This is a genomic window from Prauserella muralis, assembly GCF_003202285.1.
GTDB classification, from domain to species: domain Bacteria; phylum Actinomycetota; class Actinomycetes; order Mycobacteriales; family Pseudonocardiaceae; genus Prauserella_B; species Prauserella_B muralis.
Genome location: NZ_MASW01000007.1, coordinates 273,888 through 293,938, shown reverse-complemented (window position 1 = coordinate 293,938; position 20,051 = coordinate 273,888). Strand labels below are relative to the sequence as shown.

Genomic DNA, 20,051 nt, shown 5'->3' with positions numbered 1-20,051 from the left:
GAATCGGCAGTTATGGAGCTGCGGCAGCTGCGCTACTTCCTGACGGTCGCCGAGGAGGCCAGCTTCACCCGTGCCGCTGCCCGCCTGCACGTCGCGCAGCCCGGGGTCAGTGCGCAGATCCGCAGCCTGGAGCGGGAGCTGGGCCAGCCGCTGCTGGATCGCTCGGCGCGCGCGGTACGGCTCACCGAGGCGGGCGCCGCGGTGCTGCCCTACGCCAGGGCCGCGCTCGCCGCCGTCGAGGACGTGCGCACCGCCGTCGACGAGCTGACCGGTCTGCTGCGGGGGAAGGTCGCCGTGGGCATGGTGGCGGGCAGCGCGGCGCTGGGAGTGCCCGAGGTGCTCGCCGCGTTCCACGACGCGCACCCCGGGGTCGAGGTGACGCTCACCGAGGCCGACACGGACCCCATGCTCGACGCGCTCCGGGCCGGGCGGCTCGACGTGGCCATCGCGGCCTTCGCCGGTGCCGCGCCCGATGGCATCGAGACCCGCACCCTGAGCGACCAGCCGCTCGTCGCGGCCGTCGGCGAGGGCGACCCGCTGGCGGGCCGCCGCGGGGTGACGCTGGCGGAGCTGGGTGACCGTGCACTGATCGGGATGCGCCCTGGCACGGCGATGCGGGCGATCCTGGACGCGGCCTGCGCGGCGGAGGGCGTCGCGCCGCGGATCGCGTTCGAGGCGGGCAACCCGCAGGTGCTCGGCGACCTCGCGGCCAGGGGACTCGGGGTCGCGATCCTGCCGGAGTCGACCGCGCGGGCGCGGCCGGACCTGCGGGTCGTGCCCGTCACCGTGCCGCCGATGCGCGGCCGGGTGGCGCTGGCGTGGCGGGCGGAGGGCCCCAACGGACCCGCCGCCAGGGCGTTCATCGAGCACGCCCGCGCCCGCCTGGCTACCCCTCCGGAGTGAGCGGCTGTCGCGCGTCGCCGTGCCGCCAGCTGCCCGGCTGCGACTGCCTGCCCCGGATGGCCTCCCAGTCGCGGGCGGCCTTCTCCAGCCGCCTGCGCAGCCGGTCGTGAGCCAGATCCACGGCCTGCCGTGCGTTCTCGCCGTCCGCCTGCGCCGTGACGATCCGGCCGCGCAGGTCCACCGTGGCGTGAACCTCCACCTTGCGCTTCACGGCGGGGTCCTCGTGCCGGGTCAGGCTCACCCTGGCCGCGTGCACCGGCTCCGGGGCGTAGTGCAGAGCGGCGCGCACCCGTTCGGCGGCGTAGTCGCCCGCACCGGGCAGCCTGCCGTGCAGGTGGACCTGAACCTGGATCTCGTCGGGTGTCGTTCGTTCCATGCCCTCACGGTGCCCGGCGCCCGCAGCGGCCACACAGGGTCGGAGGTCCCTGCGGAAGGGGCCTTCCGCCGCCTGCGCGACCCGCTCGCGCACTCGTAGCGTCGATCGGACAACAGCGGAGAGTCCTGGAGGGGAAACCGATGAGCATGCTGACCCAGCAACCGACTGCCGTGCAGCGGCACCTCGCCGCGCGCGCACTCGCCGGACGCGCCAGGGACGCCGCCGAGCTGGCCGAGCTGCTCGAGATGACCGGGCTCACCGCGGCCGAGGGCAGGTTCCCGCCTCCCGACGAGCCCGAGCCCGTCGCGAGCGGCGAGCCCGGGCCCACCGTGGACGCCGAGGAGACCCGCAGACTCGCCAGGACGCTGCTCGCGGCGTACGCGGCCGCGGCTCGGTGAGCGCGCCGCCGCCGACAGTCGAACGCGACGGCCTCACGGCGGCGGAGGCCGCGGACCGGTTGCGCCGGGATGGGCCCAACGTTCTGCCCACGGGCCGGCGACGGCATCCCCTGCTGCTGCTCGGCGCGCAGCTGGTGCACTTCTTCGCGCTCATGCTGTGGGTGGCTGCCGGGCTCGCGCTGATCGCGGGCACACCGGCGCTGGCCATCGCCATCGCGGTGGTCGTCGTGCTCAACGGCGCGTTCTCGTTCGCCCAGGAGTATCGCGCCGACCGCGCGGCCGACCGGTTGCGCGACCTGCTGCCCGCTCGGGCGACCGTGCGCCGCGACGGCCGGGCCGTCGTGGTCGGTGCCCAGGATCTCGTGCCCGGCGACCTTGTCCTGCTGGAGGCGGGCGACCGGGTGAGCGCGGACTTGCGGTTGGTGGCAGGCCAGCGGCTCGCGCTCGACGAGTCGATGCTCACGGGGGAAAGCGAATCGGTGCGCCCCGGCGTGGGCGCAACACTGTCCGCGGGCACCTACGTCGTGGAGGGACACGGCGAGGCGGTCGTGACCGCGACGGGAACCCGAACACGGTTGGCCGGGATCGCCGCCGTCACCGAGCGTGCGCACAGGCCGCGCAGCCCGCTCGCGGCGCAGCTGCACCGGGTGGTGCGCCTGGTGGCGCTTGTCGCAGTCGGAGTGGGGGTGCTGTTCTTCCTCGCGGCTGTGGGGCTCGGCCAGCCCAGCGGCGAGGCGGTGCTGCTCGCCATCGGCGTCACCGTGGCGCTCGTGCCGGAGGGGCTGCTGCCGACCGTCACGCTGTCGCTCGCGAGGGCGGGGCAGCAGATGGCGCGGCAGCACGCACTGGTGCGCAGGCTCGAATCGGTGGAGACACTCGGCGCCACGACGTTCATCTGCACCGACAAGACCGGCACGCTGACACGCAACGAGATGTCGGTGGTCGGGGTGTGGACCCCGGCCGGGCAGGTGACGGTCACGGGGGAGGGCTACGCGCCCGAAGGCGCGCTCACCGGTGCCGCCGAGGCGATCCGCGCAGCCAGGAGGCTGGCCGGATCGGCCGCGCGCTGCTCGCCGGACGCACACGCCGTCCAGCGGAGCGGTCCCTGGCGGCCCGTCGGCGATCCGATGGAGGTTGCGCTGCACGTGCTCGCCGCGCGGGCGGGTGCGCCCGGAGCGCCGCCACCGGCAGTGCGGCACCCGTTCGACCCGCACCGGCGGCGCTCGTCGGTGCTGGATGCCGATGGCCTGCACGTCACCGGCGCACCCGACTCGGTGCTGCCCCGGTGCACGCACGTGCCCGCGGGCGCCGGGGAGGCCCTCGTCGCGTTCAGCGCGCGCGGGCTACGGGTCCTGGCCGTCGCCCGGCGAGGCCCGGTCCCCGCCATGGCCGGTGCCGACGACGCGGAGCGTGATCTCCAACTGCTCGGGCTCGTCGGTCTGGAGGACCCGCCGCGGGCGGACGTGGCGGAGGCGATCGCGTCCTGCCGCGCTGCGGGCATCAAGCTGGCCATGATCACCGGCGACCACCCCGGCACGGCCGCCGCCATCGCTGCCGAGATCGGCCTGCTCGGCGAGCACGGCCTCGTGCTGCGCGGCGACGAGTTGCCAGCCGGCGACGACGCCCTCGGCGCGCTGCTCGACCGCGACGGGGTGGTCGTGGCGAGGGTCGCGCCCGAGGACAAGCTCCGCATCGCTGGCGTGCTGCAGGCAAGGGGCCACGTGGTGGCAATGACCGGCGACGGTGTCAACGACGGACCCGCCCTGCGCACGGCCGACATCGGCGTGGCCATGGGTGCCTCCGGCACCGACGTGGCGAGGGAGGCCGCCGACCTGGTGCTGCTGGACGATCGCTTCTCCACCATCGTCACGGCCGTCCGGCTGGGCAGGGCGACCTTCGCCAACATCCGCCGGTTTCTCACCTACCACCTCACCGACAACGTCGCCGAGTTGACGCCGTTCGTCGTGTGGGCCCTCTCCGGCGGCGAGATCCCGCTGGCCATCACCGTGCTTCAGGTGCTCGCGCTCGACATCGGCACGGACCTGCTGCCCGCGCTGGCGCTGGGCGCCGAGCCACCCAACCCGAGGACCATGCGGGGCAGGGCCCGGATCGGCGCCCTCATCGACGGTCGCGTCGCGCGTCGCGCGTTCGGTGTGCTGGGGCCCGCCGAGGGCATCGCCACGATGGTGGCGTTTCTGGGGGTGCTGCTCGCCGGTGGCTGGCAGCTCGGTACGGCGCCGCCGACGGGCCTGCTGGCGATGGCGTCCGGCACGGCGTTCGCCACCATCGTGCTGGCCCAGCTGGCCAACGCCTTCGCCTGCCGCAGCGAGTCCCGGTGGATCGGCCGCGTCGGCGTGCGCGGCAATCCCTTGCTGCTGTACGCGGTGGTGTTCGAGCTGGGCATGCTCGCGGCGTTCCTGTTGCTGCCGCCGCTGCCGGAGCTGCTGGGCGGCTCCCTGCCGAGCGTACTCGGCTGGGCTCTGGCGTGTGTGGCCATCCCGGCGGTCCTGCTGGCGGACACCCTCCACAAGGCTCTGCGGTCGCGCCTGAGCCGCCCCCGGCAGCAATAACGGCCCGTCGCCGACGTCGTCTCGTCAGCGACGGGCCGTTGTCACTGTGGTGGCTCAGCCGAGCTTGGCGGCCAGCTGCTCGCCCCAGCGGCGGGCGCGCTCGGTCTCGCCCTCGGCGAGCGGGCCGGTGGTGCCCTCGACATAGAAGGTCTCCGCCTTCGCGGCGGCGTCCCCGCCGAGCTTGCGCAGCTGCCGGTGCGCCGCGTGGGCCGCCGAACCGGGCAGCTTCGGCTTGCTCACCTTCGTGTCGAACGCGGCGACGTGGACGTGGCGCGGCAGGCGGAGCCCGGCGAGCCACTCGCGAATGCCGTCGCCCTTCGACACGAGGCCCTCGGTGGCCTGCTTGGCGGCGTCGGCGCGGGTGGAGGCACGCGTCATGCCGAACGCGTGGGTCGGCCCGCCCACCACCACCAGGCCGACGTCGGTGCCGATCTCGGACGGCGCGGTGCTCACTTCCAGCAGTTCCACGTCCAGGTGGGGCGTCAGTCCCGCCGCCACCGCCTTCGCGATGGTCTGCGTGTTGCCGAACATCGACTCGAACACGACGAGTGCGCGCATCGTGGGTCTCCTTCCCGGGTTGTCCCTGTCCACCACGATCCGGGCCCGCGGGGGAGGTGAGCAGAGGCGGACGCCCCGAGGTGGCGGGACCTTCGGCCACCGGCCACGGGCGGGGCGTGGTAGGAGTGGAGCCGGTCGGTGGTCGTGGGGTGAGGGGCGAGCAGTGGCGGAACCGGTTCGCGGGTCGGTGCTGGAGGCCACCCTGGAGCGGATCACCTTCGCCAACGAGGAGACCGGCTACACGGTCGCGCGCGTGGACACCGGCCGGGGCGGCGAGCTGGTGACCGTCGTGGGTGCGCTGCTCGGCGCCCAGCCCGGCGAGGTGCTGCGGATGCGCGGCCGGTGGGGCTCGCACCCGCAGTACGGCAGGCAGTTCCACGTCGACGACTACACCACCGTGCTGCCCGCCACCGTGCAGGGCATCCGCCGCTACCTCGGCTCCGGGCTCGTCAAGGGCATCGGGCCCAAGCTCGCCGACGCGATCGTGGCCCACTTCGGCGCCGGCGCGCTCGACGTCATCGAGACGGCGCCCGACCGGCTCGTGGAGGTGCCCGGTCTCGGCCCCAAGCGCACGAAGCTCATCGCGATGGCGTGGGAGGAGCAGCGAGCCATCAAGGAGGTGATGGTCTTCCTGCAGGGCATCGGCGTGTCCACGTCGCTCGCGGTGCGCATCTACAAGCAGTACGCGGACAAGGCCATCGACGTCGTCCGAAGCGAGCCCTACCGGCTCGCCTCCGACGTGTGGGGCATCGGGTTCAAGACCGCCGACACCATCGCCCGCTCCGTCGGCATCCCGCACGACAGTCCACAACGGATCAAGGCCGGGCTGCAGTTCACGCTCTCGGAGGCCTCCGGCGACGGGCACTGCTTCCTGCCGGACCAGCAGCTGATCGCCGAGGCGGTCAAGGTCTTGCACGTCGACGCCGGACTGGTGATCGACGCGCTGGCCGAACTGGTCGCCGAGGAGGGCGTCGTCCGGGAGGAACTGCCCGGCGCCGACCCCGCCGGGGGCAGCGAGGCAGCCATCTACCTGCCACCCTTCCAGCACGCCGAGGTGGCGCTGTCGGCGCAGCTGCTGCGACTGCTGCGCACGTCGGCCGAGCGGATGCCCGCGTTCGGCGGCGTCGACTGGGACAGGGCACTGGCCTGGCTGCACCGGCAGACCGGCGCGGAACTGGCGCCCGAGCAGGAGTCGGCCGTGAAGCTCGCGCTCACCGAGAAACTCGCCGTGCTCACGGGTGGTCCCGGCTGCGGCAAGAGCTTCACCGTGCGCTCGATCGTCACGCTCGCCACGGCCAAGAAGGCCCGGATCGTGCTCGCCGCGCCCACCGGCCGTGCGGCCAAACGACTCACGGAGCTCACCGGGCACGAGGCCGCGACCGTGCACCGGTTGCTGGAGCTCAAACCGGGCGGCGACGCCGCCTACGACAGGGACCGGCCGCTGGAGGCCGACCTCGTCGTGGTGGACGAGGCGTCGATGCTGGACCTGCTGCTGGCCAACAAGCTCGCCAAGGCGATCGCGCCGGGAACGCACCTGCTGCTGGTCGGTGACGTCGACCAGCTGCCGTCGGTCGGCGCGGGTGAGGTGCTGCGCGACCTGCTCGCCGACGGCACGCCCGTGCCGCACGTGCGGCTGACGCGCATCTTCCGCCAGGCCGGTGAGTCGGGCGTGGTCACCAACGCCCACCGCATCAACGCGGGCGACTACCCGCTCACCCAGGGGCTCGGCGACTTCTTCCACTTCAGCATCGACGATCCCGGCGAGACCGCCACGATGACCGTCGACGTGGTGGCCAGGCGCGTCCCGGCGAAGTTCGGCTTCGATCCCCGGCGAGACGTGCAGGTGCTCGCCCCGATGCACCGGGGGCCCGCGGGCGCGGGCGCGCTGAACGCGCTGCTGCAGCAGGCGCTCACCCCACCGCGGCCCGGACTGCCCGAGCGCCGCTCCGGTGGGCGCGTGTTCCGACCGGGCGACAAGGTGACGCAGCTGCGCAACAACTACGACAAGGGCGCGAACGGTGTCTTCAACGGCACGCAGGGCGTGGTGACCGAGGTCGATCTCGACGAGCAGACGCTCACCGTCCACACCGACGACGACGAGGACGTCGACTACGAGTTCGCCGAACTCGACGAGCTCGCCCACGCCTACGCCGTCAGCATCCACCGCTCCCAGGGCAGCGAGTACCCGTGCGTGGTCGTCCCGCTCACCACGAGCGCCTGGATGATGTTGCAGCGCAACCTGCTCTACACGGCGGTCACCCGGGCCAGGAGGCTGGTCGTGCTCGTGGGATCGAGGAAGGCGATCGGGCAGGCCGTCCGGACGGTGGGCGCCGGTCGCCGCCATACCGCGCTGGCCCACCGGCTGCGGGGTGGCTAGCCGCCGCGCGCTCGCGCTCGCGGCACACCAGGCAGACGACGGTGGTGCCGACCGGCCTGCCGTCGGGGTCGGTCAGCGACGCGATCCGGGCGGCCCGGTAGCCGCACTCGCCGCACACGATGGCGGGGGCGTCGGCGTGGAGCCGGACGGTGTCGGGACCGGTTGTCGAGGTCACAGCTTCGTACTCCTCGGGTCGGGTGTCGTTGGGCCGAACGGCGGGTACCCGGCACGCACGCTGACACACGTCGCTGAGCCGAAAGTGTTTCCGATTTCGCGCGGAGGTCGCCGTGCCGACGAGGCAGCAGGTGCGAGAACTGCTGGATGCGGGCCTGGACTACAGCGAGGCGGGCAGGCGACTGGGCATCGCGCCCGGGCTGGCCTACCTGATCGCCACCGGCCAGCCCGCCGACGCCGGCGACGTGCCCAGCCCCGAGGAGCGGGCCTGGCGCGGCCTGATGCCGGCGAGCCAGCAGCTGTCGAACCCCGAGCCGGAGAACCCGACCGGCGCTGACCAGGTGCGGTCGTGGATCCGTGCCCGGGTGCAGGACGATGCCCAGATGCGGGGTGTTTGAACTCGCGCATCGGCGGGTACCGCAGCGGACGCCAACGTCACGGCAACGGGAGGTCGCGGATGGGCGTGCGGCAGTGGATCGAGGGCTGGCCGGTCCTGCGGCAGTGGAGCGACGGTGACCCGAGCGGTCGCGGCGCGGCCGCCAAGAGCCGGGTCAGCGACGAGCTGGCGCCGCGCACGCGCGAGGCGGACAAGGTCGTCAAGTCGATCTGCCCCTACTGTGCCGTGGGCTGTGGCCAGAACGTCTACGTCAAGCAGGACAAGGTCACCCAGATCGAGGGCGACCCCGACTCCCCCGTCAGCCGCGGCAGGCTCTGCCCGAAGGGCTCGGCCAGCCTGCAGCTCACCACCGGCTCGGCCCGGCAGCACCAGGTGCTCTACCGCAGGCCGCACGGCACCGACTGGGAGACGCTCGACCTGGACACGGCGATGGACATGATCGCCGACCGGGTGATCGCCAGCCGCGAGCGGGGCTGGCAGTGGGAGGCCGACGGGCAGCGGGCCCGGCGCACCATGGGCTTCGCGAGTCTCGGCGGCGCCACGCTGGACAACGAGGAGAACTACCTCATCAAGAAGTTGTTCACCGCGCTCGGCGCCATCCAGATCGAGAACCAGGCCCGCGTTTGACACTCCTCCACGGTTCCCAGTTTGGGGACCTCCTTCGGTCGCGGTGGCGCGACGACGTTCCAGCAGGACCTGGCCAACTCCGACTGCATCGTGATCCAGGGCTCCAACATGGCCGAATGCCATCCGGTCGGGTTCCAGTGGGTCATGGAGGCCAAGGCGCGGGGAGCCAAGCTGATCCACGTCGATCCCCGCTTCACGCGCACCAGTGCGCTCGCCGACGTGCACGTGCCGCTGCGTGCCGGAACGGACATCGCGTTCCTCGGCGGCATCGTCCACTACGTACTCCAGCAGGAGCAGTTCTTCCGCGACTACCTGCTCGCCTACACCAACGCCCCGATGATCGTCAGCGAGAAGTTCGCCGACACCGAGGACCTCGACGGCGTGTTCTCCGGGCTGGACCCCGAGTCGCGCAGCTACGACGTCGAGACGTGGCAGTACGAGGGCGCCGAGGTGCAGGCCGCCTCCGGCAAGCGGGACCAGCACTGGCAGCGGCGCACCCACGCGGGGCGTGGCGAGGCACACGGCTCCGGTGGCGCGGAGATCGGCACGGAACCCAAGCGCGACGAGACACTGCAACACCCGCGGTGCGTGTTCCAGATCCTCAAGCGGCACTACGCCCGGTACACGCCGGAGGCGGTGGAGCAGATCTGCGGCGTGCCACAGGAGAAGTTCCTCCAGGTATGCGAGCTGCTGAGCGAGAACTCCGGCCGGGAGCGCACGAGCGCGTTCGCCTACGCCGTGGGCTGGACCCAGCACACGGTGGGCGTGCAGTACATCCGCACGGCGGCGATCCTGCAGACGTTGCTGGGCAACATCGGCAGGCCCGGCGGCGGCATCCTGGCGCTGCGCGGGCACGCGTCGATTCAGGGCTCCACCGACATCCCGACCCTGTACAACCTGCTGCCCGGCTACATTCCCATGCGGCACGCGCATTCCTGGGAGGATCTGGCCACCTTCGTGCAGGGCGAGGCCGCGGAGAAGGGCTACTGGGGCAACATGGAGTCCTATGTGGTCAGTCTGCTGAAGGCGTGGTGGGGCCCCCACGCCACACCGGAGAACGAGTTCTGCTTCGACTACCTGCCGCGGCTGACCGGCAGCCACAGCACCTACGAGACGGTGATGGAGCAGCTGAAGGGCACCTGCGAGGGCTACTTCCTGCTCGGCGAGAACCCGGCCGTCGGCTCGGCCAACGCCAAGATGCAGCGGCTCGGCATGGCCAACCTGGACTGGCTGGTGGTACGGGACTTCTCGCTCATCGAAAGCGCCACGTGGTGGAAGGACGGTCCGGAGATCGAGACCGGTGAGCTGAGCACCGACGACATCAAGACCGAGGTGTTCTTCCTGCCCGCGGCGGCCCACACGGAGAAGGACGGCAGCTTCACCAACACGCAGCGGCTGCTGCAGTGGCATCACCAGGCCGTCGAGCCCGAGGGCGACGCGCGCAGCGACCTGTGGTTCATCTACCACCTCGGCCGCAGGATCAGGGAGAAGCTGACGGCCGCGGCCGCCGACGGCACGCAGAAGGATGCCGACCGCGAGCGCGACCGGCCGGTTCGGGAGCTCACCTGGGACTACCCGGTGAAGGGAGAGCTGGCCGAGCCGGACGCCGAGGCCGTGCTGGCCGAGATCAACGGCTGGAACGCCGACGCCGAACCGCTGAGCAGCTACGAGCAGCTCAAGGCCGACGGTTCCACCGCCTGCGGCTGCTGGATCTACTGCGGCGTCTACGCCGACGGGATCAACCAGGCCGCGCGGCGCAAGCCCGGCACCGAGCAGAACTGGGTGGCCCCCGAGTGGGCGTGGGCGTGGCCGCTGAACCGGCGCATCCTCTACAACCGCGCCTCGGCCGACCCGGACGGCAAGCCGTGGAGCGAGCGCAAGGCCTACATCTGGTGGGATGCCGAGCAGGAGAAGTGGACCGGGCACGACATCCCCGACTTCAAGGCCACCAAGCCGCCGGACTTCCAGCCGGAGGAGGGTGCCAAGGGGCCGGACGCGCTGCGCGGCACGGACGCCTTCGTCATGCAGGCCGACGGCAAGGCGTGGCTGTACGTGCCTGCCGGGCTCACCGACGGCCCGCTGCCCACGCACTACGAGCCGCAGGAGTCGCCGTTTCCGAACCTGCTGTACCGCCAGCAGCGCAACCCGGTGCGGCAGATGATGAAACACGAGAACAACCGGTTCCAGCCCAGCGACGGTCAGACCGGCTCCGAGGTGTTCCCGTTCGTGGTCACCACCTACCGGCTCACCGAACACCACACCGCGGGCGGCATGTCCCGCTGGCAGCCGTACCTGTCCGAACTGCAGCCCGAGATGTTCTGTGAGGTCTCGCCCGAGCTGGCCACCGAACGGGGGCTGGAACACCTGGAGTGGGCGACGATCGTCACCGCGCGCACCGCCATCGAGGCGAGGGTGCTGGTGACCGACCGGATGCCGTCGCTGCGGGTGCAGGGCCGCACGGTGCACCAGGTGGGGCTGCCGTACCACTGGGGCCCCAACGGCCTCAGCACGGGCGACGCCGCCAACGAGCTGGCCTCGCTGTCACTGGACCCGAACACCCACATCCAGGAGGTCAAGGCGCTGACGTGCGACATCCGGCCGGGCCGCAGGCCACGGGGACCCCAGCGCATCGAGCTGGTGCGCGAGTACCAGCAGCGGGCAGGCATCACCGACGAGACCGGGACCGAGGTGTGAGATGACGACCGCGCGCGAGGCGACCGATCCCGCGGCCGAGAGCGGGTACACCGACCACCCGCCGAGGATGGGCTTCTTCACCGACACCACCGTGTGCATCGGCTGCAAGGCCTGTGAGGTGGCCTGCAAGGAGTGGAACGCCGTGCCCGCCGACGGCCTCGACCTGACGGGTATGTCCTACGACAACACCGTCGGGCTCGGTGCCAACACGTGGCGCCACGTGGCCTTCATCGAGCAGCGCAAGCCGCTCGCCGCGCAGGATCCCGGCCTGCACCACGACACCGACGTGCTGGCGATGGCCGAGCACGGGTCGGCGACCCAGCCGCCCGAGGCGGGCATGACACCCACCACGCCCGGCTCCGGCGACGACTTCCGCTGGCTGATGGCCTCGGACGTGTGCAAGCACTGCACGCACGCGGCATGCCTGGACGTGTGCCCCACCGGCTCGCTGTTTCGCACCGAGTTCGGCACGGTCGTGGTGCAGGAGGACATCTGCAACGGCTGTGGCTACTGCATCCCGGCCTGCCCGTACGGCGTGATCGACCAGCGCCCCGACGACGGCAGGGCCTGGAAGTGCACGCTCTGCTACGACCGGCTCGGCGAGGGCATGGAGCCCGCGTGCGCCAAGGCGTGTCCCACCGACTCCATCCAGTTCGGACCGCTCGACGAGCTGCGGGAGCGCGCCCAGCAACGCGTGCGGCAGCTGCACGAGGCCGGGGTGGGCGAGGCCCGGCTCTACGGCGACGACCCGGACGACGGCGTCGGCGGCGACGGGGCGTTCTTCCTGCTGCTCGACGAGCCGGAGGTGTACGGGTTCCCGCCGGACCCCGTGGTCACCACGCGCGACCTGCCCAGCATGTGGCGGCACGTGGGCGCGGCGGCGGCGACACTGCTCGCCGGTGCCGCCGCCGCGTTCCTCGGAGCCGGGAAGGGACGATGACGATGAGCGACGGGCACGGATCACTCGCCGCCCGCCCCGCGCGGGAGGCGACCACCGGGGTGAACACGGGCCGCCGCCGCGGGCGGCGGGGTGAGCAGCCGGTGGTCCCCGACACCCAGTTCACCTCCTACTACGGCAAGCCGATCATCAACGGCCCGGTCTGGAAGTCACCGGACATCCCCGCCTACCTGTTTCTCGGCGGGCTCGCCGGCGGCTCCTCGCTGCTGGCCGCGGGGGCCCAGCTGACCGGGAGGGGGCGGCTCGCGGCGGTCACCAAGGTCGGGGCGTTCGGCGCCATCACCCTCTCGCTCGGCGCCCTCGTCCACGACCTCGGCAGGCCCGCCCGGTTCCTCAACATGCTGCGCGTGTTCAAGCCGACCTCGCCGATGAACATGGGTTCGTGGCTGCTCGCAGGCTACGGCCCGCTCGCCGGTGGCGCCGCCGCCTCCGCCGTGACGGGAAAGCTGCCGAAGGCGGGCGCTGCCGCCACGGCGGGCGCGGCGCTCACCGGGCCCGCCGTCGCCGCCTACACCGCCGCGCTCGTCAGCGACACCGCCGTGCCCGCCTGGCACGACGGCCATCGCGAGCTTCCGTACGTCTTCGTGGGCTCGGGCGCGGCCGGCGCCGCGGGGCTCGGCCTGCTCGGTGCGCGCCAGGGCGAGGAGTCACCCGCCCGCAACCTGGCCCTGTTCGGCACCGCGCTGGAGCTGGCGGCATTCAAGCGGATGGAGAAGCGACTGGGCATGGTCGCCGAGCCGTACCGCGCAGGCCGGGCCGGTCTGCTGGTCCGCGCGGGGGAGACGCTGGCGGCCGCCGGCGCCGCGGGCTCGGTGCTCGGCAGGCGCTCGCGCGTGGCACGCCTGCTCTCCGGAGCGGCGCTGCTCGCCGGGTCGGCGTGCACCAAATGGGGTGTCTTCGAGGCAGGGCTGACCTCCGCCGAAGACCCGAAGTACACGGTGGTGCCGCAGCGCGAGCGGCTGCTCCGGCAGAATCACGCGGGTGGTGGCGAAGCGCAGCGCGGGAATCCTGCTGTACCGCAGAGCGGGTGAGGGCGCCGAGGTGCTGCTCGGGCACATGGGCGGCCCGTTCTGGGCCCGTAAGGACGCGGGCGCCTGGTCCGTGCCGAAGGGCGAGTACGGGCCCGGCGAGGAGCCGCTGGCCGCGGCCCGCCGCGAGTTCCAGGAGGAGCTCGGGCTGCCCGCACCGGACGGCGAACCCGCCGAGCTGGGCGCTGTGAAGCAGTCCGGTGGCAAGGTCGTCACCGTGTGGGCGGTGGAGGGCGACCTCGAGCCCGACACCATCGTGCCGGGCACCTTCGAGCTGGAGTGGCCCCGGGGCTCCGGCCGGATCCAGCTGTTTCCCGAGGTGGACCGCGTGGCGTGGTTCGGGCTCGCACAGGCCCGCGAGAAGCTCGTCGCCGGGCAGCGCCCGTTCCTCGACCGCCTCGCCGTCCGGCTCGGGCTGTGACGACGGTGGCGGGCGGCGAGCGTCGGCGTCACCAGAGCCCGTAGGCGTTCTCCAGCTCCTGGATGCACTCGTCGACGATGGCGTTGATGGCCGGGTCGGTGGTGCCGGACCTGAGGGTCTCGAAGTACCAGTTGGCCATCCACAGCCCGGCCGCGGTACCCGCCTCGGCGAAGACGTGCCGGAGGACCTGGACGGCGTGCTCGGGGTCCGAGCGCTCAGTGCTGATCGCCAGCTCCCGCGCCTGGCAGGCGAGGTAGGCGTTGCGATCGAGGTTCGGCAGGTCGCTGCCACCCATTGCCGTTCTCCCCGTCGTGCTGGAACACCAATCTCGCGCGGTGTACCCGATCGGACACGGTTGAAACCTGTACGGCCGCACGTTTGGTGATGTTCGTGCGGGGGCATGTTCCGCCCATGGACACTGCGCCGGTACCCACGCCGGGAGCGCCCGGGCCGGTCCGGCTCGGAGGCGGAAGCGAGCCGGGGCTCCTCTACGGGCCCGGCTGGTCGGTCGAGGTGCTGTGCGCATACCCGGCGGGCTGGACGGCCAGGCTCTACAGCCTCGCCGCGAGGATCGAGTTCGTCTGCGCCGAGTGCGGCGAGTGGTGCGAGGCCACGCTCGTGACCGTGAGGGACGAGCAACTCGTGTGCCCGGGCTGCTACCCGGCCGTGGCGGCCGGAGAACGGAACGCCGACGTCAGAATTGGGGGCTTTCGGCCCTGCCGTGAGGAGCCTGCGCCGGTCAAGCTGTATGCGTCCACCCGTTAGGGCCACGGTGAAACGGGGGAACCGATAGGGGTCCGTCCGTGGCAGGTACCGACCGTTGCGGGGAAAACAACCGGACGGTACCGGGGGCGTGTGGGAGCAGTGCGGTGTCGGGGCCGCGTGCGCCCGGTTCACGGCCCGATCAGGTGCGGGCAGCCGGCTCGATGCCGGCTGCCCGCACCAATACCCGTCACGGCAGTGGGTTCACGCCGGGCGGCCCGCCTCCGTCGTCGTCCGCGCCGCGCGCCGGGAACCACAACACGAACGTGCTGCCCTGGCCCGGCTCGGAGAACACCGCGACGCGACCGCCGTGCGACTCGACGATCTGGCGCACGATCGCCAGCCCGAGCCCCGTGTGCCGGTCGCGCGGCCGCCCGTCGGCCACATCGGTTTCGCGCCGCCAGAACCGGTCGAAGATCCGGGCGTGATCCTCGCCCGCGATGCCGGGGCCGTGGTCTCCGACGGCCAGCCACAGCCAGCCGCCGGACCGGCCGGAGCCGATGGTGATGAGGCCGCCGGCGGGGGAGAGCCGCACCGCATTGGACAGCAGGTTCCCGACGGCCCTGCGCAGCGCGTCGTGGTCGCCGATCACGGTCAGCTCGTCCCGCAGCCGGTAGGAAAGCCGCAGGCCGCGCTCGCCGGCCAGCACCGCGAAGTCCTCACCGGCCTCCCGCGCGACCGCCGCCAGGTCCACGTCGGTGTCGGCGAGGGTGTCGGTGTTCCTGCGGGCCGTCGCGAGCAGGTCCTCCACAAGGCGGGACATTCGCTCGGCTGCCCTGTCGATCACCTGCACCGCCCGCGCCCGTTCGGCGTCGCTGGCCTCGGGCGACTTCAGCGAGGCGTCCAGCTGGGCCCGCATGATCGCCAGCGGGCTGCGCAGTTCGTGCGAGGCGTCGTCGATGAGCTGGCGCTGGCTGCGGAACGCCTCGTCGAGCCGGTCGAGCATCGAGTCGATGGTGTCCGACAGCTCCCGCAGCTCACCGCGCGTGCCCTCCAGCCGGATGCGCCGGGACAGATCGGTCGCCTGGATCTCGCGTGCCGCGTGCGCGATCGAGCGCGCGGGCCGCAGCGCGCGGCCGGACAGCACCCAGCCGATGCCGAGACTGAGCACGAACAACCCGCCGCCCGCGGCCGCGGAGTAGTTCCGCAGCGCCTGCAGCGTGCGCAGGTTCACCTCCGACTCGATCTGCTCGACGGCGGCCACCTCCATCGTGCCCAGCACGACCTCGCTGCCGTCGGCCTTGCGTTTGACCAGTTCGGCCTCGTAGCGCTCGGTGACCGGCTTCGGATCGGTGCTGCGCTCCACCGCGACGTAGATGCCCACGAGCGCCACCCCGGCGAGCAGGAACAGCAGCGTCGAGTACAGCACCGTGAGCCGGAAGCGGATCGAGTGCACGAAGCCGGGCAGGCGCATCACTCCTCCTTGAGCCGGTAGCCGCGGCCGACGACCGTCTCGATGATCGAGTGCTCGTCGCCGCCCGCGATCTTGCGCCGCAGGGTGCCGATCGTGACGCGCACCGTGTGGGTGAACGGGTCGATGTTCTCGTCCCAGACGTGTTCGAGCAGCTCCTCGGCGGACACCACGTGCCCCGGCCGGGTCATCAGGTACTCCAGCACGCCGAACTCCTTCGGCGAGAGCGGCAGCGTCCGCTCGCGCCGCCACGCGCGGTGCCGCGCGGTGTCCAGCCGCAACTCGCCGACCTGCAGCACCGCGCTCCCGCCGCGCGTCTCCCTGCGCAGCAGCGCCCGCACCCTGGCCAGCAGCTCGTCGAGCGCGAACGGCTTCACCACGTAGTCGTCGGCGCCGTCGTCGAGACCCCGCACGCGGTCGGCGAGCGCACCGCGGGCGGTGAGCATGAGCACGCGCAGGTCGGTGCCGCCCACGACCGCGAGCTCGCCCTCGCGGATGGCGCGGCACAGCGAGAACCCGTCGCCGTCGGGCAGGGCGAGGTCGAGCAGCAGCAGGTCGTAGTCGTTGACGGTGAGCCGCTCGGTCGCCGTCGCCACCGTGGCGGCGGTGTCGACGGCGTAGCCCGCGCGCTTCAGGCCCAGCTGGACGGCCTCGGCCAGGTCCTCCTCGTCCTCCACGAGCAGCAGGCGCATCGGCTCACCTGCCCGCGATCAGTCGTTCGGCGACGTCGGCCGCACGGTCGACCGGGATGGCGAACCCGATGCCGATCGAGCCGCCGCCGTCGTAGGTGGCGATGGCGGTGTTCACCCCGATCACCTCGCCGCGTGCGTTGACGAGCGGGCCTCCCGAGTTGCCCGGGTTGATCGAGGCGTCCGTCTGCACCGCCGTCTGCGAGGTGCCGCCGAGCCGCACGTCCCGCTCGACGGCACTGACGATGCCGGAGGTGACGGTGCCCGCGAGCCCCAGCGGCGAGCCGACCGCCAGCACCCGCTCGCCCACCTGCACGTTGCCCGAGCGGCCGAGCGGCAACGGCCGCAGCGCCGAGCTCGGCTCCACCCGCAGCACCGCGATGTCGGTGCGGGGGTCGCGGCCGACCACCTCCGCGCTGACCCGCCGCCCGTCCGAGCCGGTGATGCTCACCGAGTCCGCCCCGGACACGATGTGGTCGTTGGTGAGGATGTGCGTGCGGTCGTCGAGCACGAAACCCGATCCGCCCGCGACCCCGCCGCCACGGGGCGCGGAGATGGAGACCACCCCGGCCCGCGCCCGCTCCGCGACGCCGACCAGCCCGCCGCTGTCATCGGGTGCGAGCTCGGCGCGGGGCAAGCTCACCTCGCCGGTGCCATCGGGTGCGGCCGCTCGCCCGGCGAGTGCGCCCGTGCTCGCGGAGACGGCGGCGACCAGCAGCCCGGCGCCGAGCAGCCGGGGCCACCGGCGCTGCCGGTCGCCGCCTTGCGGGGGAGAGTGGTACGGGGTGCCGGGCGGAGGCGGGGGCGCCGTCGCCCGCGGGGCAGGGACGAACCGCGGGCCGCGTGGCTCGCCGAGCCCGGTCGGTGCCGTGGTCATGACTGGTTCCTCGCTTTCACGGGATCCGGGAGAACCAGAGCATCGAGGTCCCTGCCGTGGCGAGCGCGAACACCAGCCCGAAGCCGATGAACCGGCTGGACACGTCGCGCTGCTCGCTGCGGAACCCGACGGAGCTGCCGATGTCGCCGTAGACCTCGCGCAGCTCGGAGGCCGTGGCGGCCTCGTGGTAGGCGCCGCCGGTCTGCTCGGCGACCATGCGCAGTGTCTCGCCGTCGACGGGAACGCCCTGGGTGCGCCCGCCGATGTCGACCTCACCGGCCTCGGTGCCGACCGAGATCGTGTCGACCGGGATCTCCTCGGTGGCGGCCTGCGCGGCCATCTCGGCGGGTGAGCGGCCGGAGGTGTTGGCGCCGTCGGAGAGCAGCACGACCCGGGCGGGCGGTGGTTCGGTGGCGGCCCTGGCGTCGAGGCTGCGCACGGCCTCGAGGGAGGCGGCGATGGCCTCGCCGATGGCCGTGCCCGCGGTGCCGGTGTTGCCGATGGACAGGCGGTCGAGCCCGGCCAGCAGCGCGTCGCGGTCGGTGACCGGGGGCACCACCACGGTGGCGTTGCCCGCGAAGGCGACGAGCCCGACGTTGAATTCCTCCGGCAGCGTGCCGACGAACTCGGCGGCGGCGTCGCGGGCGGCGGCGAGCCGGTCGGGCTGCACGTCGGTGGCCCGCATCGACAGCGACACGTCCACCGCCACCAGCACGGTCGCCCGCTCGCGGGGCACCTGCACCTCGTCGGCGGGCCGGGCGAACCCGACGACGAGCAGCCCCAGCATGGCCAGGAAGAGCCCGGCAGGCACGTGCCTGCGCCAGCCGGGACGGGCCGCCGAGACCCGTTCCAGCAGCGGCAGGTTCGTGAACCGCATCGCGTACCGGCTGCGGCGCCGCTGCAACACCAGGTACGCCACGAGCAGGGCGGCCACCGCCAGCAGCAGCCACAACCGCCCCGGTGAGAGGAACGTCATCGCCGGACACCCCCTGTGCTCATCCTGCGCTGCTCCAGCACGTGCCGGGCCAGGTCGGCGACCCAGTCCCGGTCGGTGCGCAGCGCCACGTGGGCCGCGCCCGCCGCGCGCACGGCGGTGCGGACACGGTGCCGTTGTTCGGCGGCCGCCTCGGCGAAGCGCTCCCGCAGCCGCCTGCTCCCGGTCGGGACCTCCTGCCGCCGCCCGGTCTCCGGATCGACCACGGTCAGCAGGCCGACGTCGGGCAGTTCCAGCTCCCGTGGATCGGTGACCTCCACGGCGATCACCTGCTGCCGCTGGGCCAGCCTGCGCAGCTCGGTGTCCCAGGGTCCGTCGTCGAGGAAGTCGGACACGACCACGACCAGCCCGCGCCTGCGCAGGCCCCGGCGCAGGCCGTGCAGCGCGGCGGCCAGCTCGGGGGCGGAGGCACCCTCGGCGGCCCTGGGCGCGCCGAGCAGTGCGTGCAGGATGCCGAGCAGGTGGGCCCGGCCCGCGCGGGCGGGAAACCGGCGCGGGCCGGACGCGCCCAGCAGCTCCGCGCCGAGCCGGTTGCCCGCGCCCGCGGTGAGGAAACCAACCGCCGCGACGGCGGCGACGGCCAGCTCCCGCTTCTCCAGGCGCACCGTGCCGAAATCCATGCTGGCCGTCCCGTCGACCAGCACGTGCACGGTCAGCTCCCGCTCGGCGATCGTGTCCCGCACGTGCGGCGTGCCGGTGCGGGCCGTGACGGCCCAGTCGATGCGCCGCACCTCGTCCTCTCCTGGCCGGTACTCGCGGCTGCCCGCGGGCTCGGTGCCCGCGCCGGGCAGCAGCCCCGCGTACTGTCCGCGCAGCAGCCCGTCGAGGCGGCGCGTGATGGTCAGCTCAAGGCGGCGCAGTCGCGGATCGGCGGTGAGGACACTCATGCCGCCGCCTCCGCCTGGCTGGGCGCCACCTGCGGCACGGGAACCGTCGTGACGACGCGGCGCACCACGTCCTCGGCCCGTACCCCGTCGGCCAGCGCGTCGAACGACAACACGAGCCGGTGGGCGAGCACGTCGACGGCCAGCTCCTGGATGTCGCCGGGCAGCACGTAGTCCCTGCCGCGCAGCAGCGCCAGTGCCCGGGCGGCGGCGACCAGCCCGAGCGTCGCGCGCGGGCTGGCCCCGAAGGCCACCAGTGGCACCAGCTCGGGCAGCCCGGCCTGCTCCGGCCTGCGCGTGGCCAGCACCAGGCGCACCACGTACTCGGCGAGCGCGTGATGCACGTAGACGTCGCGGGCCTGTTCCTGCAGCCGCAGGATGAGCTGCGGATCCAGCACCCGGCGGGCGACCGGCGGCCGCACGCCCATCCGGTACAGGATGCCCAGCTCGTCCGACTCGGTCGGGTAGTCCACGAACACCTTCATCAGGAACCGGTCCCGCTGCGCCTCGGGCAGCGCGTAGACGCCCTCGGACTCGATGGGGTTCTGCGTCGCGAGCACGAGGAACGGCTCGGGCACCGGATAGCTGCGGTCGCCGATCGACACCTGCCGGTCGGCCATCGACTCCAGCAGCGCCGACTGCACGCGCGCGGGAGCCCGGTTGATCTCGTCGGCCACCACGACGTTGGCCATGATCGGCCCTAGTTCGACGTCGAAGGTCTCGCTGGAGGACCGGTAGATCCTGGTGCCCACGATGTCGGAGGGCACCAGGTCCGGGGTGAACTGGATGCGCGAGAAGCTGCCGCCCGCCGCGGTCGCGAGGGTCTGCGCGGCCAGCGTCTTCGCCACCCCCGGCATCCCCTCCAGCAGGCAGTGCCCGTCGGCCAGCAGGGCGATGACGAGCCGCTCCACGAGCCGGTCCTGCCCGACGATCATGCGTTTGACCTCGAACAG

The 20,051-nt window shown here is 72.9% G+C and carries 19 protein-coding genes; 10 read left to right on the top strand and 9 right to left on the bottom strand.

All coding sequences use genetic code 11. From position 1 onward, the window contains the following. Positions 1 to 12: 12 nt before the first annotated feature. Positions 13 to 903, top strand: a complete 891-nt coding sequence (locus BAY60_RS30925; RefSeq protein ID WP_112284945.1) for a LysR substrate-binding domain-containing protein — start codon at positions 13 to 15, stop codon at positions 901 to 903. Here the strand turns inward: BAY60_RS30925 and BAY60_RS30920 are convergent. Continuing rightward, complete coding sequence (locus BAY60_RS30920; protein WP_112284944.1) at positions 887 to 1,279, bottom strand: HPF/RaiA family ribosome-associated protein; 393 nt, start codon at positions 1,277 to 1,279, stop codon at positions 887 to 889. The two genes, BAY60_RS30925 and BAY60_RS30920, sit on opposite strands and share 17 nt — an antisense overlap. A 140-nt stretch (positions 1,280 to 1,419) precedes the next feature. Here BAY60_RS30920 and BAY60_RS38150 point away from each other — a divergent pair, with 140 nt between their 5' ends. Both BAY60_RS38150 and BAY60_RS30910 read left to right on the top strand, forming a co-directional pair. Then, on the top strand, positions 1,420 to 1,677 hold the full coding sequence (locus BAY60_RS38150; RefSeq protein WP_112284943.1) for a hypothetical protein: 258 nt from the start codon (positions 1,420 to 1,422) through the stop codon (positions 1,675 to 1,677). Continuing rightward, positions 1,674 to 4,247 carry a cation-translocating P-type ATPase gene (locus BAY60_RS30910; protein ID WP_112284942.1) on the top strand — a complete coding sequence of 858 codons (2,574 nt, stop codon included), beginning with the start codon at positions 1,674 to 1,676 and terminating at the stop codon, positions 4,245 to 4,247. Before BAY60_RS38150 ends, BAY60_RS30910 begins: the two co-directional genes overlap by 4 nt. Before the next feature lie 54 nt (positions 4,248 to 4,301). On the opposite strand, the gene BAY60_RS30905 is transcribed toward BAY60_RS30910, so the two are convergent. Beyond that, complete coding sequence (locus BAY60_RS30905; protein WP_112284941.1) at positions 4,302 to 4,805, bottom strand: flavodoxin family protein; 504 nt, start codon at positions 4,803 to 4,805, stop codon at positions 4,302 to 4,304. 163 nt (positions 4,806 to 4,968) lie between these two features. Here BAY60_RS30905 and recD2 point away from each other — a divergent pair, with 163 nt between their 5' ends. From recD2 to BAY60_RS30875, 6 genes are all read left to right on the top strand, one after another. Then, a complete protein-coding gene (gene recD2, locus BAY60_RS30900) occupies positions 4,969 to 7,182 on the top strand; it encodes an SF1B family DNA helicase RecD2 (protein ID WP_112284940.1) in 2,214 nt (737 codons plus the stop codon). Positions 7,183 to 7,469: 287 nt separating this feature from the next. Continuing rightward, entirely contained in the window at positions 7,470 to 7,754 is a 285-nt protein-coding gene (locus tag BAY60_RS30895) for a hypothetical protein (RefSeq protein WP_112284939.1), read from the top strand. Positions 7,755 to 7,813: 59 nt separating this feature from the next. Beyond that, entirely contained in the window at positions 7,814 to 11,074 is a 3,261-nt protein-coding gene (gene fdh, locus BAY60_RS30890; RefSeq protein WP_112284938.1) for a formate dehydrogenase, read from the top strand. 1 nt (position 11,075) lies between these two features. Beyond that, positions 11,076 to 12,014, top strand: coding sequence for a 4Fe-4S dicluster domain-containing protein (locus BAY60_RS30885; protein ID WP_112284937.1), 939 nt, complete (start codon positions 11,076 to 11,078; stop codon positions 12,012 to 12,014). A gap of 2 nt (positions 12,015 to 12,016) precedes the next feature. Continuing rightward, positions 12,017 to 13,063 carry an NrfD/PsrC family molybdoenzyme membrane anchor subunit gene (nrfD, locus tag BAY60_RS30880; RefSeq protein WP_425466495.1) on the top strand — a complete coding sequence of 349 codons (1,047 nt, stop codon included), beginning with the start codon at positions 12,017 to 12,019 and terminating at the stop codon, positions 13,061 to 13,063. Beyond that, positions 13,014 to 13,481: an NUDIX hydrolase gene (locus BAY60_RS30875; RefSeq protein WP_112284935.1), complete on the top strand. Its 468-nt coding sequence runs from the start codon at positions 13,014 to 13,016 to the stop codon at positions 13,479 to 13,481. Before nrfD ends, BAY60_RS30875 begins: the two co-directional genes overlap by 50 nt. A 28-nt stretch (positions 13,482 to 13,509) precedes the next feature. Here BAY60_RS30875 and BAY60_RS30870 read toward each other — a convergent pair whose 3' ends face one another. Then, complete coding sequence (locus BAY60_RS30870; protein WP_112284934.1) at positions 13,510 to 13,776, bottom strand: hypothetical protein; 267 nt, start codon at positions 13,774 to 13,776, stop codon at positions 13,510 to 13,512. Between the two features lie 116 nt (positions 13,777 to 13,892). Here BAY60_RS30870 and BAY60_RS30865 point away from each other — a divergent pair, with 116 nt between their 5' ends. Then, positions 13,893 to 14,246, top strand: coding sequence for a hypothetical protein (locus tag BAY60_RS30865; protein ID WP_146771116.1), 354 nt, complete (start codon positions 13,893 to 13,895; stop codon positions 14,244 to 14,246). A gap of 187 nt (positions 14,247 to 14,433) precedes the next feature. On the opposite strand, the gene BAY60_RS30860 is transcribed toward BAY60_RS30865, so the two are convergent. The 6 genes from BAY60_RS30860 to BAY60_RS30835 are packed head-to-tail and all read right to left on the bottom strand — an operon-like array spanning position 14,434 to position 20,033. After that, on the bottom strand, positions 14,434 to 15,657 hold the full coding sequence (locus BAY60_RS30860) for a sensor histidine kinase (protein WP_112284932.1): 1,224 nt from the start codon (positions 15,655 to 15,657) through the stop codon (positions 14,434 to 14,436). After that, positions 15,657 to 16,346 carry a response regulator transcription factor gene (locus BAY60_RS30855; RefSeq protein WP_112284931.1) on the bottom strand — a complete coding sequence of 230 codons (690 nt, stop codon included), beginning with the start codon at positions 16,344 to 16,346 and terminating at the stop codon, positions 15,657 to 15,659. The genes BAY60_RS30860 and BAY60_RS30855 overlap by 1 nt, the downstream gene beginning before the upstream one ends. 4 nt (positions 16,347 to 16,350) lie before the next feature. Then, on the bottom strand, positions 16,351 to 17,220 hold the full coding sequence (locus BAY60_RS30850; RefSeq protein ID WP_112284930.1) for a S1C family serine protease: 870 nt from the start codon (positions 17,218 to 17,220) through the stop codon (positions 16,351 to 16,353). A gap of 16 nt (positions 17,221 to 17,236) precedes the next feature. Beyond that, entirely contained in the window at positions 17,237 to 18,196 is a 960-nt protein-coding gene (locus BAY60_RS30845) for a VWA domain-containing protein (protein ID WP_112284929.1), read from the bottom strand. Beyond that, positions 18,193 to 19,101 (bottom strand): DUF58 domain-containing protein, encoded by a 909-nt coding sequence (locus tag BAY60_RS30840; protein WP_112284928.1) that lies wholly within the window; start codon positions 19,099 to 19,101, stop codon positions 18,193 to 18,195. The genes BAY60_RS30845 and BAY60_RS30840 overlap by 4 nt, the downstream gene beginning before the upstream one ends. Next, complete coding sequence (locus tag BAY60_RS30835) at positions 19,098 to 20,033, bottom strand: AAA family ATPase (RefSeq protein ID WP_112285572.1); 936 nt, start codon at positions 20,031 to 20,033, stop codon at positions 19,098 to 19,100. The genes BAY60_RS30840 and BAY60_RS30835 overlap by 4 nt, the downstream gene beginning before the upstream one ends. Between the last annotated feature and the right edge of the window lie 18 nt (positions 20,034 to 20,051).

Bases quoted from the DNA above. Each gene is read 5' to 3' on its own strand.
- BAY60_RS30925 (WP_112284945.1), top strand. From the start codon at position 13: ATGGAGCTGCGGCAGCTGCGCTACTTCCTGACGGTCGCCGAGGAGGCC.
- BAY60_RS30920 (WP_112284944.1), bottom strand. From the start codon at position 1,279: ATGGAACGAACGACACCCGACGAGATCCAGGTTCAGGTCCACCTGCAC.
- BAY60_RS38150 (WP_112284943.1), top strand. From the start codon at position 1,420: ATGAGCATGCTGACCCAGCAACCGACTGCCGTGCAGCGGCACCTCGCC.
- BAY60_RS30905 (WP_112284941.1), bottom strand. From the start codon at position 4,805: ATGCGCGCACTCGTCGTGTTCGAGTCGATGTTCGGCAACACGCAGACC.
- BAY60_RS30885 (WP_112284937.1), top strand. From the start codon at position 11,076: ATGACGACCGCGCGCGAGGCGACCGATCCCGCGGCCGAGAGCGGGTAC.
- nrfD (WP_425466495.1), top strand. From the start codon at position 12,017: ATGAGCGACGGGCACGGATCACTCGCCGCCCGCCCCGCGCGGGAGGCG.
- BAY60_RS30870 (WP_112284934.1), bottom strand. From the start codon at position 13,776: ATGGGTGGCAGCGACCTGCCGAACCTCGATCGCAACGCCTACCTCGCC.
- BAY60_RS30865 (WP_146771116.1), top strand. From the start codon at position 13,893: ATGGACACTGCGCCGGTACCCACGCCGGGAGCGCCCGGGCCGGTCCGG.
- BAY60_RS30860 (WP_112284932.1), bottom strand. From the start codon at position 15,657: ATGCGCCTGCCCGGCTTCGTGCACTCGATCCGCTTCCGGCTCACGGTG.
- BAY60_RS30855 (WP_112284931.1), bottom strand. From the start codon at position 16,346: ATGCGCCTGCTGCTCGTGGAGGACGAGGAGGACCTGGCCGAGGCCGTC.
- BAY60_RS30850 (WP_112284930.1), bottom strand. From the start codon at position 17,220: ATGACCACGGCACCGACCGGGCTCGGCGAGCCACGCGGCCCGCGGTTC.
- BAY60_RS30845 (WP_112284929.1), bottom strand. From the start codon at position 18,196: ATGACGTTCCTCTCACCGGGGCGGTTGTGGCTGCTGCTGGCGGTGGCC.
- BAY60_RS30840 (WP_112284928.1), bottom strand. From the start codon at position 19,101: ATGAGTGTCCTCACCGCCGATCCGCGACTGCGCCGCCTTGAGCTGACC.
- BAY60_RS30835 (WP_112285572.1), bottom strand. From the start codon at position 20,033: ATGATCGTCGGGCAGGACCGGCTCGTGGAGCGGCTCGTCATCGCCCTG.